Raw genomic sequence first — 16,127 nt, 5'->3', positions numbered from 1 at the left:
TTTACAAAATTTAAATAAAAAGTACTTTCTTTTATCTTTAAGAAAGATAATTTTCGTAAAGAATTCACTCGTTACAACCTTAAAAGCGGAATGTATTCGAAAATGTTTCAAAAATAATTGGGTGGTAAAATTATTTTATCATAGATAAATAAACTGTATTAATTATGTAAAAGGTTATACCGTACAAATTAAAAAATTTATCTCAATGTTTATGAAATATATGAAATTCTTTGCATACCTAAAGTTTACCTACAAGATCAATATTAGTTTTTAGAGTTGATTCTCCTTTCTTCCATCTCGCAGGACAGACCTCTTGTGGATTTCGTTTGATATGTTGAATAGCTTGAACCTTTCTTAACAATTCTTTTGAACTTCTTCCAACTCCATCAACAATAATTTCTATGGATCGAATAATACATTCCGGATCGATCACAAAAGTTGCTCTTGAAGAGAGTCCGGTTTCTTTAATCTGATTCTGATCATCTATAAAATATTGCATTACTTGAAAATTTCTAGTTAATTCCCAATTGACATCACTGACCATGTAATATTTAATTGGTTTTATGCTTTCTGATTGATCATGCCAAACTTTATGTGAGAAATGTGTATCCGTAGAGATAGAATATATTTCTGCTCCTATTTTCTTAAAATCTTCATAACAATCGGATAAGTCTTTTAACTCGGTTGGACAAACAAAAGTGAAATCAGCAGGATAGAAAAAGAATATACTCCATTTTTTTTGAATATCTTTTTCAGATAAGACAACAAATTTATCTTCTTTTAAAGATAAACATTTGAACGGTTTGATCTTCGTGTTAATTAGATTCATAGGAATTTCCTTACATACGTTATTAATAGATTGTATTGTATATTAATAAAAAAAATAGTAAAGGCTTTAGAAGCTCAAAAAATTTGATTCTTTAAAAAGTTTTATTTAGCGCTAAATTTATTTATTCATTCTCGAATGACAATTTTTAGAATATTTTATAGACAAGGGCGGAGAGATTTGAACTCCCATCTTTCGGTTTTGGAGACCGATATTCTACCAGTTGAATTACGCCCTTATGAGTATCATTTTGAGATACTTAAAGTATCGTCTGTTCATCTTTTTTTATTGAAAACCATACACTATCAACAAATTATAACAAACATTCTTTAAAAAATTAATGTATGCTATCTACATGAATTTCTATTTATGAACTATTATCCTTATTAAGGATCAAATCTAAAATTATTCAACTTTTAAAGAAGTTCGATGAACATTTATCATTGGGATCTGCTGAATTAGGATCGATTTGATGATTTATAGTACATTCCTATATCTATTTTATTTAACGTTATTTGATAAAAAAAGGTAGATTTTTTAGATATTATTCTCGTAAATAACAGTTTTTATAATCTTCTTTCAAAAAGAATGAAATTTAATTGGAATCACCTTTCTGAATCTTACTGGAAAATTTAATAACTATCAAAAATTTTTGAAATATTCATAAGACGTTATATTATCTGTATAAAATTCCGAATTTTACCTCATGTGGATTTTATATCATACCATTTTTTTAACTAATAAGATTTTAAAGTAATCTTTTAAAGACCGAAGATAATTTCACATGCTGCGATTATTATGTATTGTGAAACGTAAAAAATTACTTTAATATGAACAAATCCTTATACATCGATCCATATGAAAGTTGATACTATCTTTAAAATTGATGATAATTGAAGAAATTTATTATATCAAAACTAACTTGATAAGAGAGATGAACAACAATTTTTTAAATTTATCTGATTTAAATTTCGAAGAAAATATTAAGACTGGTAATACGATATTAGTTGACTTTTGGGCAGATTGGTGTACTCCTTGCAAAAATATGAACAGTACTATACGAAGTATAAAGAGTGAATATTTAAAAAAAATCTTCATAGCAAAATTGAATGTTGAAGAAAATTTTAAAGTATCTTCTAAATATAATATTCGTAGCGTACCTACCTTGATAATCTTCAAAGAAGGAAAAGAAATAGAAAGAATAGTCGGATCAATTTCACTAAATAAGCTAGAAGAATTTATTAAAAGAAATATTTAATATTAAACGGTTTGAATATTTAGTCTCATTTTAACTTTATTCTAAAGATAGACCATGTTCTTTATACTGAATAATTTCAATATGAAGTATAAAATGAAAAGCTGTTTTAAAATATAATTTTCGAAATTGATTAGTATTTTTTACCAATCGTAAAATCTTTCATTAATTGTATCAGATAATCAATTTCAAAAAAATTTATGACATATAGCTAACTAATCAAACTTTTAAAAATTCGTGAATGATTTATGAAATATTTAAAAATTAGAGTAGGTATATGAATCTTACTACATTAAAGAACAAGTTGGTGTCAGAATTGATCATTCTTGGAGAAAAGGTAGGATTAGAAAATCTAGCTAGGATGAGAAAACAAGACATTATATTTTCAATATTAAAACAACACGCAAAAAGTGGGGAAGATATTTTTGGAAATGGTGTGTTAGAAATTCTACAAGATGGATTCGGTTTTCTCCGCTCCTCTGATAGTTCATATCTCGCTGGACCAGATGATATTTATGTTTCTCCAAGTCAGATAGATTTAATTTAAGAACTGGAGATACCATTTCAGGAAAGATAAGACCACCAAAAGAGGGGGAAAGATATTTTGCGTTACTTAAAGTAAATGAAGTAAACTTCGATAAACCTGAAAATTCTAGAAATAAAATACTTTTTGAAAACCTTACACCACTTCATGCGAATATTAGACTTAGGATGGAACAGGGAGATGGTTCCTCCGAGGATTTGACAGCAAGAGTTTTAGATTTAGCTGCACCGATCGGAAAAGGACAAAGAGGTTTAATTGTAGCACCTCCTAAAGCAGGTAAAACGATACTTTTGCAAAATATTGCTTCAAGTATTAAGAACAATTATTCAAATTGCGTATTAATCGTCTTATTGATCGATGAACGTCCGGAAGAAGTTACAGAAATGCAAAGATTAGTAACAGGCGAAGTTATAGCTTCCACCTTTGATGAACCTTCCTCTAGACATGTTCAAGTTGCTGAAATGGTTATTGAAAAAGCAAAGAGACTAGTCGAACATAAAAAAGATGTCATTATTCTATTAGATTCAATCACCAGACTAGCAAGAGCTTACAATACGGTTATCCCTTCTTCTGGAAAAGTCTTAACTGGAGGAATTGATTCCAACGCTTTACACCGTCCAAAACGGTTCTTTGGAGCAGCTCGAAACGTAAAGGAAGGTGGTAGTTTAACAATAATCGCTACAGCTTTGGTGGAAACAGGATCAAAGATGGATGAAGTTATTTATGAAGAATTCAAAGGAACTGGGAATATGGAACTTCATTTATCTAGGAGAATTTCAGAAAAAAGAATATTTCCTGCGATAGACTATAACCGTTCTGGAACAAGAAGAGAAGAGCTTTTGACTTCAAAAAGTGAATTGCAGAAAATGTGGATCTTAAGGAGAATTATTCATCCGATGGATGAAGTTGACGCGATGGAATTTCTGATAAATAAACTTTCCATGATGAAGACTAACAATGAATTTTTTGAATTTATGAGACGTTCCTGAGAGTATACGAAAGAGTCATTTCATACCGGATGATTTTAATATCATTGATGACAGGTATCAAAAGTTACCTAGATGTGTTTTATATTTCATATTCTGACGTAACAGAGTTAACATCGTTAACATACAATCAAGAAATCGCTGGACGATTAGTTGTTTGACTTTGATATTTTCAAAAGTAAAAGATATTGTAAGATATTCGATATGTAATTAAAAAATGTTGAAATATATTTTCTTGCTGTAAAGATATGGATACGTTTGAATTTATAAAGTGTGATAAAGTACAACATAAATAGAAATAAAATATGATCCAATGTATCATAAATTCCAGTGATAGAGAATAAAATATGTCAACAAAATGATTTTTAATGAAATATCTAAAGATTCTCATTACATAAAAATACTTTCTAATTTTCTATCATATATAGCTTATTTTATCATCTACAGATGATTCTATAGATAAGAGCTATAATCATTCAAAGTCAAAGAAATTGGTTATCAAACTTTTGCATTTATTAGTACAAAGATAAAGAGTTTTAAGTTATATAAAGGATGTCTCAGAATAGAACCGGTGATCATTGGGCGTCCGTAGCTCTATTGGATAGAGCACTGTTTTCCGAAAATAGAGGTTGTAGGTTCGAATCCTACCGGACGCATGAAACGAAATATCTTTTGGTGACTATAGCTTAGATGGAAGAGCCCCGGATTGTGGTTCCGGAAGTCGTGGGTTCGAATCCCACTAGTCACCCTTTTTCTTTACAATACGGCGAGTGGCGCAGTTTGGTAGCGCAACTGGTTTGGGACCAGTGGGTCGGAGGTTCAAATCCTCTCTCGCCGATCTGTAAAAAAAAGGAAGGATCATCTTTGCTGGTGAAATGATTACAGAAGGAATTTAGAAGAAGATAATTTGTTCCTTTAACTCCATATTCAATGATTATCTCAATAATTCATAAATGAAACGAGTTACATAGCATTTTTACCACTTGTGAATTGAAAATACCTCATAAAAATCATGAGATATTGAAATGTAAACATTCTATTATATTGATTGCTGATGAACGTTGAATATTATACTTCATTGAACCTGATTCTACTATTCTGATCTTATATATTTAGAATATTTACAACAAGAAAAGATATTTTTGTTCAGAACTCTCAAGAGATGAATGAGATTTTTAATATGAAGAGAATATTTTTTTCAAAGATGCACGGATTAGGTAATGATTTTATGATTGTTAATGCGATCAATCAAAAGTTTTTTCCGAAATTAGACACGATCAAAGTACTTGCAAATCGCACTTCAGGAATAGGATTTGATCAGTTGTTGATTTTAAGAAAATCTCATATCCCTAATTTTGATTTTTATTGTCAAATATTCAATTCTGATGGAACTGAAGCTTTTCAATGTGGAAACGGTTTCAGATGTTTAGCTAAATACATCTATTATAATATCGATAAAAGATTATTTCACGTTATTTATACTAAACGACATATCATAACTACTCTTATCAGCAAGAGAGGAAAAGAGATCATAGTTAACATGGGAGTTCCTAGATTTAACTCGAAGCCAATTTTAGACTCTTTAAAAAATAGATCGTTAAATAAACTATTAATCACTAACAATAAAATCGATTCATTTAAATTAGTGGAGATAGGAAATCTTCACATTATTTTTGATATGACAAATAGACGTGAAGATGTTAAGAAAAAGAAGTTTATCAATTTTTTATCAAAGATAAACAGGTTATTTTTTGAAGGAATCAACATTGGTCTAATGAGCATCGTCGATGATGAAAGAATTTTATTGAATGTACATGAAAGAGGTTCTGGAGAAACAAAATCTTGTGGAAGCGGTGCGTGTGCTGCTGTTGCTTTTGGAATTAAGGATAGATTGCTGAAAAATTTAGTATCGGTCCGTTCAAAAGGAGGATACTTAAAAATTTATTGGAACGGAAAAAATAGTCCAATATTTATGAAAGGATCTGCAAAATATGTGTATGAAGGTTCAATTTTAATGTGATCTTACGTCAGTTGAAACCGAGAATCAAAACAAAACTTCATAAAGGATATTCTGCACTTGTATCGAATCTTTGATAAAATTCTACGTATCGTTGTTTATATTGAATAATTTAAAGATGATCGAACACTTAAATTCTAAACAAAAGGAAGTAGTTACTTCTCCATCGAGAGGTAATACGTTGGTTCTAGCAGGAGCTGGTAGTGGAAAGACAAGGGTTTTAGTACATAGAATAATTTGGTTGTTACAAAACAATTACATTTCTTCTAACTCTATTCTTACTCTGACATTTTCAAATAAAGCTGTTTCAGAAATTAGAAATAGGGTAAACAATATCCTTGATTTGTGTCGAGAGAAGCTAATAATCGATACATTTCATGGTTTAGCTTATCGTTTTTTAAGAACTCATTATTCTGATGTCAATCTACCTCATAACTTTCAAATTCTAGATAATGAAGATCAGAAATATTTTGTTCGGAGAGCAATGAGGAATATTCATATCAATGAGAGGAAGAACGGTGTTGTACGAAGATCAATGAACTACATCAATAAAAATAAAGAAAGAGGAATACGTCCCAAGGATATCCTAAAGAAAGATAGCATTGATTCTTCAGATACAGACTACTTTAATATATATTTAGCTTATCAAAAAATATGTGATCGTTCGGGTTTGGTAGATTTTTCAGAGTTGATTTTGAGGGCTTATGAATTATTTTCAAATAATTTAGACATCTTGAGAATATATCAAAAACGTTTTACCCACGTACTCGTTGATGAGTTTCAAGATACCAGTAAGTTACAATATGAATGGATTAAAATGATCTTTCAAAAAAGTGTTGGAATGACTATTGTAGGAGATGATGATCAATCAATATATGGATGGAGAGGTGCGAATCCTGAAAATATGAATTATTTTTTGAAAGATTTTCCGAATTCTATGGTGGTTCGTTTAGAACAAAATTATAGATCTACAAAGAACATTTTACAGTCAGCTAATGCTTTAATTTCCTGCAATAAAAAAAGGTTTGTAAAAACATTATGGACCGACACTAATCCAGGAGAACCAATCTGTATCTATTATGGAAATGATGAATCAGATGAATCCAGGTATATTGTAAAAAATATAATAGATTGGAAAAAATCCGGTGGAAAATTTAATCAATGTGCTATTCTTTATAGAAGAAAGAGACAATCCTACTTTCTTGAAGAAGCTCTGATCAAATATTCTATTCCTTATCATATACACGGAGATATCAGTTTTTTTAAGAGAAAAGAAGTGAAAGAAACCATGAGCTATTTACGTTTGATGTTCAATAGAAAAGACGATGAATCGTTCGAAATAGCCGTTAATACTCCAGCAAGAGGAATTGGCAAGAAAACAATGAAAATTATCCGAGATAATTCGAAAAAATATGAAATAGATATGTGGCAGTCTTGTAAAAGATTGTTAAACACGAATCGGATTAGAAAAAATCTGAGGTTTTCTATTAAAAGATTCCTAGATTTGATTGATCTGATGGATCAGGAAAGTAAGGATATGCCAATCTGCGAAAAGGTATACTATACGTTTCAAAAGTCCGGCTTGTCGAAGATGTATGGGAAAAAGAAAGATGAAATTTCTAGGATGAAAGTTCAGAATATCTCTACTTTAGTTCATTTCATAAAACAGTTTTATGAGGATATAATGATGAAAGATGATTCCAAGGATATATTTCGTCCTTTTCCTCCGTATTTCGTGCTATCTTCCGAACATAATATGAAGAATAGTAGAAATCAATACGATCATGACGCGGTGAATCTCATGACGATACATGCCTCTAAGGGTTTAGAGTTTCCAGTTGTTTTCATCTCTGGTATGGAAGAAGGTATCTTTCCATCAAAAAACGAGATAGATACAGATATGGCGGAAGAAAGAAGGTTAGCTTACGTCGGATTGACTAGAGCAATGAAGAAACTGGTACTTACGTGCGTCTCAACTCGTTCAGATCGCGGTAGAAAGATGTATTACAGTGAACCTTCTCGTTTTATTTCTGAAATTCCTAGAAAATATGTTAAATATGCCTATTTCGATAATCTCGATTGACTCTGCTCCAACATTGTGTGATAAGACGAAAGAATGTTCTATCCATATAAATTATAGGAGAAACGGATTGAAAATATTTTATACCTTGCTCGGTTAATATCAACTGCGTTAACCGTTGAGATGAATATGTGTAGTTCAAGAGATGTTGATTGTTAGATATTTAAGTTCGATATAACAATCGTACTTCTTCATATACTCGTTCAGTAAACTGTATTTTTCTGCATCTAAATTGCCCGTATTTAATAAGATTTGTTAGATCACCAATTTGTTAGGATGGCACATAAGAGTTTAAAATGACGCTCAATTATAAAAGAAAGGAGAACAAATATTCCATTATCGCATTAGATCTTGATGGAACCCTGTTATCTCCAGAGTATTCTTTACTTCCCCATTCTGCAGAAACATTGAAGATATTGTTTAAATTAGGTATTCATATAATCTTCGCTACTGGGAGACATTATGTAGATGTGAAGAGAATCTGTGACAAGATCGATATCAACACTTATATGATCACTTCTAATGGAGCCAGGATCTATAATAGATCGGGAAGAAACATCTTTAAAAAAGATCTTAGGAAGGAAATTGTCTATGATTTATGTAAGATGGAGTTCAATAATCCAGAAATTTTAACTCATTTCTATTCTAATTCCCATTGGTTCGTTAACCGAGATAGTCCAGAGCAGAGGAATTTCTTTCAGGAATCTTCTTTCAACTATCGAATATTTGATCTAAAACAGTTTACAACTGACGGCGTTAGTAAGATATATTTTACAGGAAACGACCAAAAATTGCTTGTGTCTGTCCAAAAAAAAATAAAAAAAAAATGGGGAGATGACTTGAATGTTAGCTTTTCTTTTAATAATTGTTTAGAGGTGATTGATGGTGCTGTATCTAAAGGAAATGCTCTTAAAAGAGTCGCTAGTTTGCTCGGATATGGGTTACAGGATTGTATTGCGTTCGGTGATGGAATGAACGATTATGAGATGCTGAGCATGGTTGGAAAAGGATGTCTGATGAAAAATTCTCACGAAATGTTGATCAAAAGTTTACCAGATCTAGAGATAATCGGATCGAACGAAGAAGAATCCGTTTCTCATTACTTGAGAAAAAGTTTCGTGTATTAAACACTCTCTCATGTTTAATAGGAGAGAACAGGTCTTTCATAAAGAGTTTTTTGTGCGGTTTTAAAAGATTCAATTTGTAAAACGTCTTTTTCGTTCAAAAAATATCTTCATGATGTTTGCGTATAAGCTAATACTTCCCCAACCTGTAATTTTAAACCTTTTCTTAGGGAAGTTCTCAGAAAAAATCTGTTTTTTTCAAGTAGACAAATCACCGTAGATCCACCTAATCTGAAATATCCTATTTCTTCTCCTTTCTTAATTGGAATCAATTGATTTTCAAACGTCCATATTGGATCCTCTCTGTTCCTTTTAAGATTTTTATTCCATCGAGTTTCGATTCCGTTGACCAAAATAGAACCAACCATTATCAATATCACTTTTCCAAAATCTGTTTTAAAAAAACATACCATTCTTTCGTTTTTTGTAAAGATTTTAAAAGTGTCTGAGGATCTTTTAGGATTGACTGAGAACAACTCCCCAGGAACATATATCAACTTGGTTAACAGACATTCTGAAACCGAATGTACTCGATGATAATCTCTTGGAGATAAATAAATTGTTACGAAAGATCCGAAACAAGACGTTGTAAAGAATTCATCTTGTGATGTAAGCAACTTTAAGCTATATAAATTTCCTTTAGTTTTAATGAGTTGGTCGTTGTTATTCTTCAGAATTGTACCAACTTCACTGATTGTTCCATCTACAGGAGAAGATAAATGATGATCTTTAATTATCTTTCTCGCATCCTTCTCTAACTTTCTTGAAAAAAAATCGTTGAAAGTTTTGTAATGGGATAAATTTCTATGTTTCAAGTTCTTCGTTTCGATCTTATAAAGTTTAACAAAAATTAATATTGCAAATTGAGTAAAAAAAAATATCTCACGGTTTGCAAGAAAACAAACGATTTCCGTTGCCCTTTTTCTTAAAAGGGCACAATAGGATCTGATTCTTCTTTTCGTTAAAATTGTAAACATGTACTTACCAAGTATATTTGTATAAATCTTCCCATTTTCATTATATCTCCTAAAGTTTCTGCTTTCTAGATAGACCATAGAACAAATTGGACGCTTATATCACATGGATTCATATCAAAAACGGTGATAAATGATAGTCTAAAATAGTGAACTTTTTTCGTCAGTAACTTGATATATTAATTTTATATAACAATTTTATAACTTTCAGAAAAAAAAGTCGAATCGTTCTCTTTCAAAATGGAGACATTTTTATATTTATTTTATGTTTTATCAGATATAATGTGATCATAAGAATTTTATTTCACTGTTTATCTAATGAACTAATTACAATATTGGAAAGATAAGATGTTACAAAGCAAAAAAAACTTGATTTGGATCGATTTAGAAATGACTGGATTGAATCCTAAAGAAGATAGAATTATAGAAATTGCGACAGTAATAACGGATTCTCAGATTAACATTTTGTGTGAAGGTCCTTCCATTCCTATTCATCAAGAAGAAAAGTTTATCGAGAAGATGGATGAGTGGAATAGGAATACTCATACAAAAAACGGTCTGATCCAAGAGACAAAACGTAGCTCTTTTAATGAAAGAAGAGCAGAAGATGAAACGATTCGATTTTTAGAAAAATGGACATATCCCGGTTCTTCTCCTATGTGTGGAAATAGCATCAGTCAAGATCGTAAGTTTTTATTCCAATACATGCCAAATTTAGAAAGATTTTTTCATTATAGACACATAGACGTTAGCACGATAAAAGAACTTGTGAAAAGATGGAAGCCGGATATATTGATGAGCTTCTTTAGAAGAAGTTCTCACAGAGCATTACAAGATGTGAAGCATTCCATCGGAGAGTTGATTTTTTATCGAAAACATTTCATAAGAGATTTTAACTCATAATCAACAGCGTACACGTTTTGACCAAAATTGTTTTTTTTTTGACCGTCGCGGGAATAGCTCAGAGGTAGAGCATAACCTTGCCAAGGTTAGGGTCGCGAGTTCGAATCTCGTTTCCCGCTATTGAGCGACATATAAAGCGTGGATATTGTTCAATCATATTTGATCAATATACTTCGGTTCATCTGATGCATCGTAATGTGGTCGTTGGTCTTTACTTTAAACAGGTAGATATTTAAAAAAATATCCAATCGTTAAGAATGTTTGCATATATTAAATCTCATAAAATACTCAAATATTTCGCTCACCTTTGATTGTTATCTTGGGGATCTCTTGAAAGAAAAGTTTTAACGTTAATATAAACTTTAGAACGGAGAAACGACCATTTCATTAGGTCCTATTTGTTCCAAAGATATGAATAAATAGATTGTCGTTTGATTTACTGCGAAGAATTCACCTAATAGGTGAGATTTCGATATCCGACAAATTGCGTGAAATGCGATCAGTTATAATCAGTATGAAAAAATTACGAAAAAAAAAAATCATCTTTATCATGGGTCCTACCGCGTGTGGTAAAACAGAATTGGCGATGATCTTAAATCGTTCTCTTCCTGTTAGGGTTATTAGTGTGGATTCTTGCCTGATATATAAAGGTTTGGATATCGGAACATCTAAACCAACTATCGATCAGTTACGTAGTTGTCCTCATCAGCTCATCGATATCATTGATCCATCCAAATATTATTCAGTATCAAACTTTCAAAAAGATGCGAACGTGGAGATAGAACGATCTATCTTACTTGAAAGAATACCGTTACTGATCGGAGGAACCATGTTATATTTCCGAACTCTACTCGGAGGGTTGGATCCATCTCTTCCTAATACGAACCCAGAGGTCAGAAGTTTTTTGCACAATCTTGTACGAAGATTTGGAATCCATAAGACATTTTTTCTTCTTAAGAAAGTACATCCAAGATTAAAAAAGATGGTCAATTTTAATGATTCTCAAAGGATGTTACGAGCGATGGAAGTCTTTTTAATTTCTGGAAAGAATATTGAAGAGTTTAGAACGTCTGATCGTTTTCCATACTTTGTTCTTCAGATCGCGATTTTTCCAAGAGATAAGTTTAGATTACACCGTCGTATCGAGGGTAGATTTTTAAAAATGTTGGAAAAGGGATTGGAGGAAGAAGTTAGTCTCTTGTGTTCCAGGGGAGATTTGGACGATAGTTTTCCATCTATTCGTTCTATAGGATATCGTCAAATGTGGTTATATCTTTGCGGTAAAATTGATTACGATAAGATGGTATATGAAAGTATACGAGATACGAAAAATCTTGCAAAGAAACAAATGACTTGGATAAAAAGTTGGAAAAATGTTAAATTATTTGATGTTGGAGAAAACAGTAAAATCTTAGAAAAGATAGCATATTTTATAGATACATGACGCTCACCACAATGGTAGACGTTTCTTAATTAATCTGCTTGTCGATATTCCTTACCTCAAAATTATGTTTTGAATTATATACGATCACTCGTTATATTAAATTTTAATCGATCAGATTATTACGGATCTTTCATAAATATGGGATTAATTTTAAGAAGCGATTCTTCTTTGAGCTGTTTCGTATATTCATGTCCTGTTGTTGAGGTTTCTCAAGATGAGCGTATCCTTAGCAATAGTATTGTACAAGATGTAGTTTGGATTCTATATCAACATGTCAGAATGTGTAACAAAACATAAATCTTTACGCAAAGATGATTGAATTTATTTTCAATCTTAGTAGGTCGTATTTTATGATCATAGATAAAATAAAAAACGTGCGTGTGTGTTTTCGTATTTCTTATAATAATCGGGATGATTACGATCCATGGAGTAAGAGAAGGGGAAGAAATATCGGTGCAAAATTGATTGTCAAAGATATACTCTTCAAACTGATTTATTTTATGAAAAAATTTCAAAAGAAAGATAGGAATATTAAACGTAATTTTTCGATCGGTAATCTATCAAAGATTTTTTTTGGAACCGTTTTGATTTTATGGATAGTTAGCGGTTTTTATACGATCAAGGAGAGTGATAGGGGAGTTTTGCTACTTTTTGGAAAGTATCATCGTATGGTAGAGCCAGGATTAAACTGGAAGTTCCCTCTCATTGAGAATATCATTCCGGTCAACATCGAAAGGGTTCGAGAACAAGTTACCAGCGGTATGATGTTGACTTCAGATGAAAATGTTATTCAAGTAGAGATGAACGTACAGTACAGAATAGTCAATCCTACGCAATACCTATTCAATGTCATCGATCCTGAAAATAGTTTGAGACAGGCTGTAGATAGCGCTGTCCGAGGTATCATTGGTTTATCTGAAATGGAAAAGGTTTTGACAGTACAAAGAGCGACCATTCGTGATGAAACTAAAAAAGAGTTAGAGAACATCATCGGACCATATGAGATGGGAATATCTATTTTAGACGTTAACTTTCAAACAGCTCGTCCTCCAGAAGCTGTGAAAGCGGCTTTTGACGATGTTATCGCAGCGAGAGAAGAGGAACAGAAAACTGTTCGAGAAGCTCAAGCTTATCGTAATGAGGTGTTACCGATCGCTAATGGAAACTCTAAGAAGATGATAGAAGAAGCAATAGCATATAAAACAAGTGTAGTATTAAAAGCGAAGGGGGAGATAGAAAGTTTTTCTAAAATATTGCCTGAATATAAGTCTTCTCCTTCCGTGACGAGAGAAAGAATCTATATCGAAACTATGGAAAAAATATTTAGTAACAATCAAAAAATTTTGATTGATGATAAAAGAAATAATTCTTTTTTGATTCCATCTGACTTTTTTTTAAAAGATCCAGAAGGAGTCATGAACCGCAGATTCAAACGAAATGAGATCTCTCATGGAGAAGATGATTTTAAACAAAAATTTGAAGAAGGTGATTCTTCGGAAGGGATAAAGAAATCGTCATCCGAAAACGTTCATATTCGAAAAAACAATCGGAAAGGAAGATGAGAACATGATGAAGAAAATTCTTGCTTGCTCTACGACTATTTTAGTTGTCTCTATTTTTCTATACGATTCTATATTTGTAGTACACCAGATAGAGAGGGGGATTATTTTAAGATTTGGAAAGGTCTTGAGAGATGGAAAAGAACCGATCATATATGAACCTGGGTTTCATCTGAAGATTCCATTCATTGAGAAGGTAAAGATGTTGGACTCTAGGATTCAAACCGTAGATGTACAAGCAGATAGATATCTTACGAGGGAGAACAAAGATCTCATAGTAGATTCCTATCTTAAATGGAAAGTGGTCGATTTTAGCAAATACTATGTAGCTACAGGAGGAGATATTGATCAAGCAGAGACCTTGTTGAAAAGGAAATTCAGTGATCGTCTACGATCAGAGTTCGAGATTGAACGTAAAGAGTATCGTCATGGATTCCAGGGGAAGGATGACTGTTGATGTGAGGGACTCATTAAACTATGGAACCATCGCGATGAGAGATTTCTCCAACGGTTTCATGTACGAATCCAATCAAGTTTTGAACAATGATGTCAATTCAAACAGCATGGCGTTTTTAGGAGTGAAGGTGGTCGATGTGAGAATTAAAAGGATAGAACTTCCATCTGAAGTTTCTGAAGCTATATATCAAAGAATGAGAGCGGAAAGAGAATCTGTTGCTAGAAGGCATCGTTCTCAAGGGAAAGAAGAAGCTTTAAAGATTCGAGCTGTATCTGATAAATCCGTATCCGAGATCTTAGCATCTGCCGAATACTCTTCTTTGAAGATACGAGGAGAAGGAGATGCTATTGCAACCAGGCTATATTCACAAGCTTTTAATAAAGATCCAGAATTCTATTCGTTTTTTCGGAGTTTAAAAGCTTATGAAAAGAGTTTCATACAAAGACAACAGAAGAATCTTCTGGTGTTCGGAATGAACTCTAATTTCTTTCGTTACATGAGATCTTCAAATGTAGTAAAAAATTGATTTCTCGAAGCATATTATGAAACTTTTTATCCATGTAGGTATGGATGAGATGAAGAATGTTGATTCCTCGTCGTTTCAGGATCGAGTATTTCATAAATCAGTATCCGATGATGGTGAAGATAAAATGAACAACAGTATTGTGATATTAGGAGTTCAATGGGGAGATGAAGGAAAAGGTAAAATAGTAGATCTAATGACAAAATATTCTAAATATGTTGTACGTTATCACGGAGGAGATAACGCTGGACATACTGTCATCTTGAACAGAAAAAAAATAATCCTCCATACGATTCCTTCTGGAATATTACACGAAGGGGTGTTGAATATTATCGCTAACGGAGTGATGATATCTGTGAAATCTTTGATCAAAGAGTTAACATGCTTACAATCTCATGGAATTTCCGTTAAGAACGGTCTAGCAATTTCAGAATCTTGCTTCTTGATTTTACCGCATCACGTAGCGATAGATAGAGCAAGAGAAGCTAGCAAAGGTAAGATAGGAACCACTTTACGTGGAATCGGTCCTGCCTATGAAGATAAAGTTGCAAGAAGAGGATTGAAGTTATCTGACATCTTACATATGACTTCTTTTGAAGCAAGATTGAAAGAAATCATAGATTTTCATAATTTCCAGCTGATTCATTATTATCATAGTTCATCCATCGGGTATCAAGAAACTTTGGAAGAAATCATCTCCTGTTCTGAGGTGATACTAGAGATGATAGAAGATGTTTCTGAGATATTGAACAGAGCCCACGATAATTTTGAACCAGTGATATATGAAGGTGCTCAAGGTACGATGTTGGATATCGATCAAGGAACGTACCCGTATGTCACTTCCTCTAACACAACATCCGGAGGTGTTTCTTCAGGATCAGGTATTGGACCGAAAAGATGTATGGGACACATATTGGGCGTCATGAAAGCTTATTCAACTAGAGTAGGTTCAGGTCCTTTTCCGACGGAACTACATGGTTCAATAGGAGAATTGCTAAGAAAACGTGGTATGGAGTACGGTTCTACAACTGGAAGACCGAGAAGAGTAGGATGGATCGATGTCGTGATGATCAATAAGTCCGTACAATGTAATTCTATCTCAAGCTTTTGTCTGACGAAGTTGGATGTTTTGGATGGAATGGAAAGAATCAAAATCTGTACATCCTATCGAGATAGAGAAGGAAAAGAAATCGATAAGATTCCATCTTCCTTAGAAGCTTGGAAAGATATAGAACCAGTATATGAAATACTTCCTGGTTGGAAGGGAAAGGTTTATAAAATCCGTGATTATCGATTTCTTCCCGAAGAAGCGATACGTTACGTTCGCAGGATAGAGGAGCTAACTGGAGTTTCTGTGTACATTATTTCCACTGGACCTTCTCGAGAGGACTCAATAATCATCAAGAATCCTTTTTATTGTTGATAGATTATTTAC

10 protein-coding genes, 5 tRNA genes and 2 pseudogenes are annotated in these 16,127 nt (G+C 32.4%); 14 read left to right on the top strand and 3 right to left on the bottom strand.

Annotated features, from left to right (window positions below; translation table 11 throughout):
• Positions 1-238 precede the first annotated feature (238 nt).
• Together AOQ87_RS01615 and AOQ87_RS01610 are read right to left on the bottom strand one after the other, a co-directional pair.
• Entirely contained in the window at positions 239-829 is a 591-nt protein-coding gene (locus tag AOQ87_RS01615; protein ID WP_039719689.1) for a redoxin domain-containing protein, read from the bottom strand.
• Between the two features lie 162 nt (positions 830-991).
• Positions 992-1,064 (bottom strand) — tRNA-Trp (locus tag AOQ87_RS01610).
• Positions 1,065-1,760: 696 nt separating this feature from the next.
• Between AOQ87_RS01610 and trxA the strand changes: the two genes are divergently transcribed.
• From trxA to AOQ87_RS01570, 8 genes and pseudogenes are all read left to right on the top strand, one after another.
• Complete coding sequence (trxA, locus tag AOQ87_RS01605; RefSeq protein WP_039719829.1) at positions 1,761-2,084, top strand: thioredoxin; 324 nt, start codon at positions 1,761-1,763, stop codon at positions 2,082-2,084.
• A 274-nt stretch (positions 2,085-2,358) separates the two neighbouring features.
• Positions 2,359-3,614 (top strand): annotated as a pseudogene (rho, locus tag AOQ87_RS01600) (transcription termination factor Rho).
• A gap of 579 nt (positions 3,615-4,193) precedes the next feature.
• Positions 4,194-4,267, top strand: a tRNA-Arg gene (locus AOQ87_RS01595).
• 19 nt (positions 4,268-4,286) lie between these two features.
• Positions 4,287-4,359, top strand: a tRNA-His gene (locus AOQ87_RS01590).
• A 16-nt stretch (positions 4,360-4,375) separates the two neighbouring features.
• Positions 4,376-4,449: transfer RNA gene (locus tag AOQ87_RS01585), tRNA-Pro, on the top strand.
• Positions 4,450-4,791: 342 nt separating this feature from the next.
• Entirely contained in the window at positions 4,792-5,631 is an 840-nt protein-coding gene (dapF, locus tag AOQ87_RS01580) for a diaminopimelate epimerase (RefSeq protein ID WP_185751029.1), read from the top strand.
• A gap of 115 nt (positions 5,632-5,746) precedes the next feature.
• Positions 5,747-7,711, top strand: a complete 1,965-nt coding sequence (locus AOQ87_RS01575) for a UvrD-helicase domain-containing protein (protein ID WP_052471833.1) — start codon at positions 5,747-5,749, stop codon at positions 7,709-7,711.
• A gap of 293 nt (positions 7,712-8,004) precedes the next feature.
• Positions 8,005-8,835, top strand: a complete 831-nt coding sequence (locus AOQ87_RS01570) for a Cof-type HAD-IIB family hydrolase (protein WP_080626576.1) — start codon at positions 8,005-8,007, stop codon at positions 8,833-8,835.
• 107 nt (positions 8,836-8,942) lie between these two features.
• On the opposite strand, the gene asd is transcribed toward AOQ87_RS01570, so the two are convergent.
• On the bottom strand, positions 8,943-9,809 hold the full coding sequence (gene asd / locus AOQ87_RS01565) for an archaetidylserine decarboxylase (RefSeq protein WP_185751028.1): 867 nt from the start codon (positions 9,807-9,809) through the stop codon (positions 8,943-8,945).
• 345 nt (positions 9,810-10,154) lie between these two features.
• Here asd and orn point away from each other — a divergent pair, with 345 nt between their 5' ends.
• The 6 genes and pseudogenes from orn to AOQ87_RS01535 all read left to right on the top strand — a co-directional run bounded on the left by orn (position 10,155) and on the right by AOQ87_RS01535 (position 16,115).
• A complete protein-coding gene (gene orn / locus AOQ87_RS01560) occupies positions 10,155-10,709 on the top strand; it encodes an oligoribonuclease (protein WP_080626574.1) in 555 nt (184 codons plus the stop codon).
• A 47-nt stretch (positions 10,710-10,756) separates the two neighbouring features.
• Positions 10,757-10,828, top strand: a tRNA-Gly gene (locus tag AOQ87_RS01555).
• 395 nt (positions 10,829-11,223) lie between these two features.
• Positions 11,224-12,153 carry a tRNA (adenosine(37)-N6)-dimethylallyltransferase MiaA gene (gene miaA, locus AOQ87_RS01550; RefSeq protein ID WP_080626695.1) on the top strand — a complete coding sequence of 310 codons (930 nt, stop codon included), beginning with the start codon at positions 11,224-11,226 and terminating at the stop codon, positions 12,151-12,153.
• Between the two features lie 350 nt (positions 12,154-12,503).
• The gene (gene hflK, locus AOQ87_RS01545) at positions 12,504-13,715 is read left to right on the top strand and encodes an FtsH protease activity modulator HflK (RefSeq protein ID WP_080626573.1); all 1,212 of its coding nucleotides are present in this window, start codon (positions 12,504-12,506) and stop codon (positions 13,713-13,715) included.
• Between the two features lie 7 nt (positions 13,716-13,722).
• A pseudogene (gene hflC / locus AOQ87_RS01540) lies at positions 13,723-14,695 on the top strand (protease modulator HflC).
• 124 nt (positions 14,696-14,819) lie between these two features.
• Positions 14,820-16,115: an adenylosuccinate synthase gene (locus AOQ87_RS01535; protein ID WP_039719824.1), complete on the top strand. Its 1,296-nt coding sequence runs from the start codon at positions 14,820-14,822 to the stop codon at positions 16,113-16,115.
• Positions 16,116-16,127: the final 12 nt, after the last annotated feature.

It is taken from the genome of Candidatus Riesia pediculischaeffi (genome assembly GCF_002073895.1).
In the GTDB taxonomy this organism is placed as follows: domain Bacteria; phylum Pseudomonadota; class Gammaproteobacteria; order Enterobacterales; family Enterobacteriaceae; genus Riesia; species Riesia pediculischaeffi.
This window is presented reverse-complemented; position numbering and strand designations above follow the sequence as displayed.

What these genes read in the sequence shown, in the direction of transcription:
- AOQ87_RS01615 (WP_039719689.1), bottom strand. Translation starts at nt 829, where the DNA reads ATGAATCTAATTAACACGAAGATCAAACCGTTCAAATGTTTATCTTTA.
- trxA (WP_039719829.1), top strand. Translation starts at nt 1,761, where the DNA reads ATGAACAACAATTTTTTAAATTTATCTGATTTAAATTTCGAAGAAAAT.
- dapF (WP_185751029.1), top strand. Translation starts at nt 4,792, where the DNA reads ATGAAGAGAATATTTTTTTCAAAGATGCACGGATTAGGTAATGATTTT.
- AOQ87_RS01575 (WP_052471833.1), top strand. Translation starts at nt 5,747, where the DNA reads ATGATCGAACACTTAAATTCTAAACAAAAGGAAGTAGTTACTTCTCCA.
- AOQ87_RS01570 (WP_080626576.1), top strand. Translation starts at nt 8,005, where the DNA reads ATGACGCTCAATTATAAAAGAAAGGAGAACAAATATTCCATTATCGCA.
- asd (WP_185751028.1), bottom strand. Translation starts at nt 9,809, where the DNA reads ATGTTTACAATTTTAACGAAAAGAAGAATCAGATCCTATTGTGCCCTT.
- orn (WP_080626574.1), top strand. Translation starts at nt 10,155, where the DNA reads ATGTTACAAAGCAAAAAAAACTTGATTTGGATCGATTTAGAAATGACT.
- miaA (WP_080626695.1), top strand. Translation starts at nt 11,224, where the DNA reads ATGAAAAAATTACGAAAAAAAAAAATCATCTTTATCATGGGTCCTACC.
- hflK (WP_080626573.1), top strand. Translation starts at nt 12,504, where the DNA reads ATGATCATAGATAAAATAAAAAACGTGCGTGTGTGTTTTCGTATTTCT.
- AOQ87_RS01535 (WP_039719824.1), top strand. Translation starts at nt 14,820, where the DNA reads ATGAACAACAGTATTGTGATATTAGGAGTTCAATGGGGAGATGAAGGA.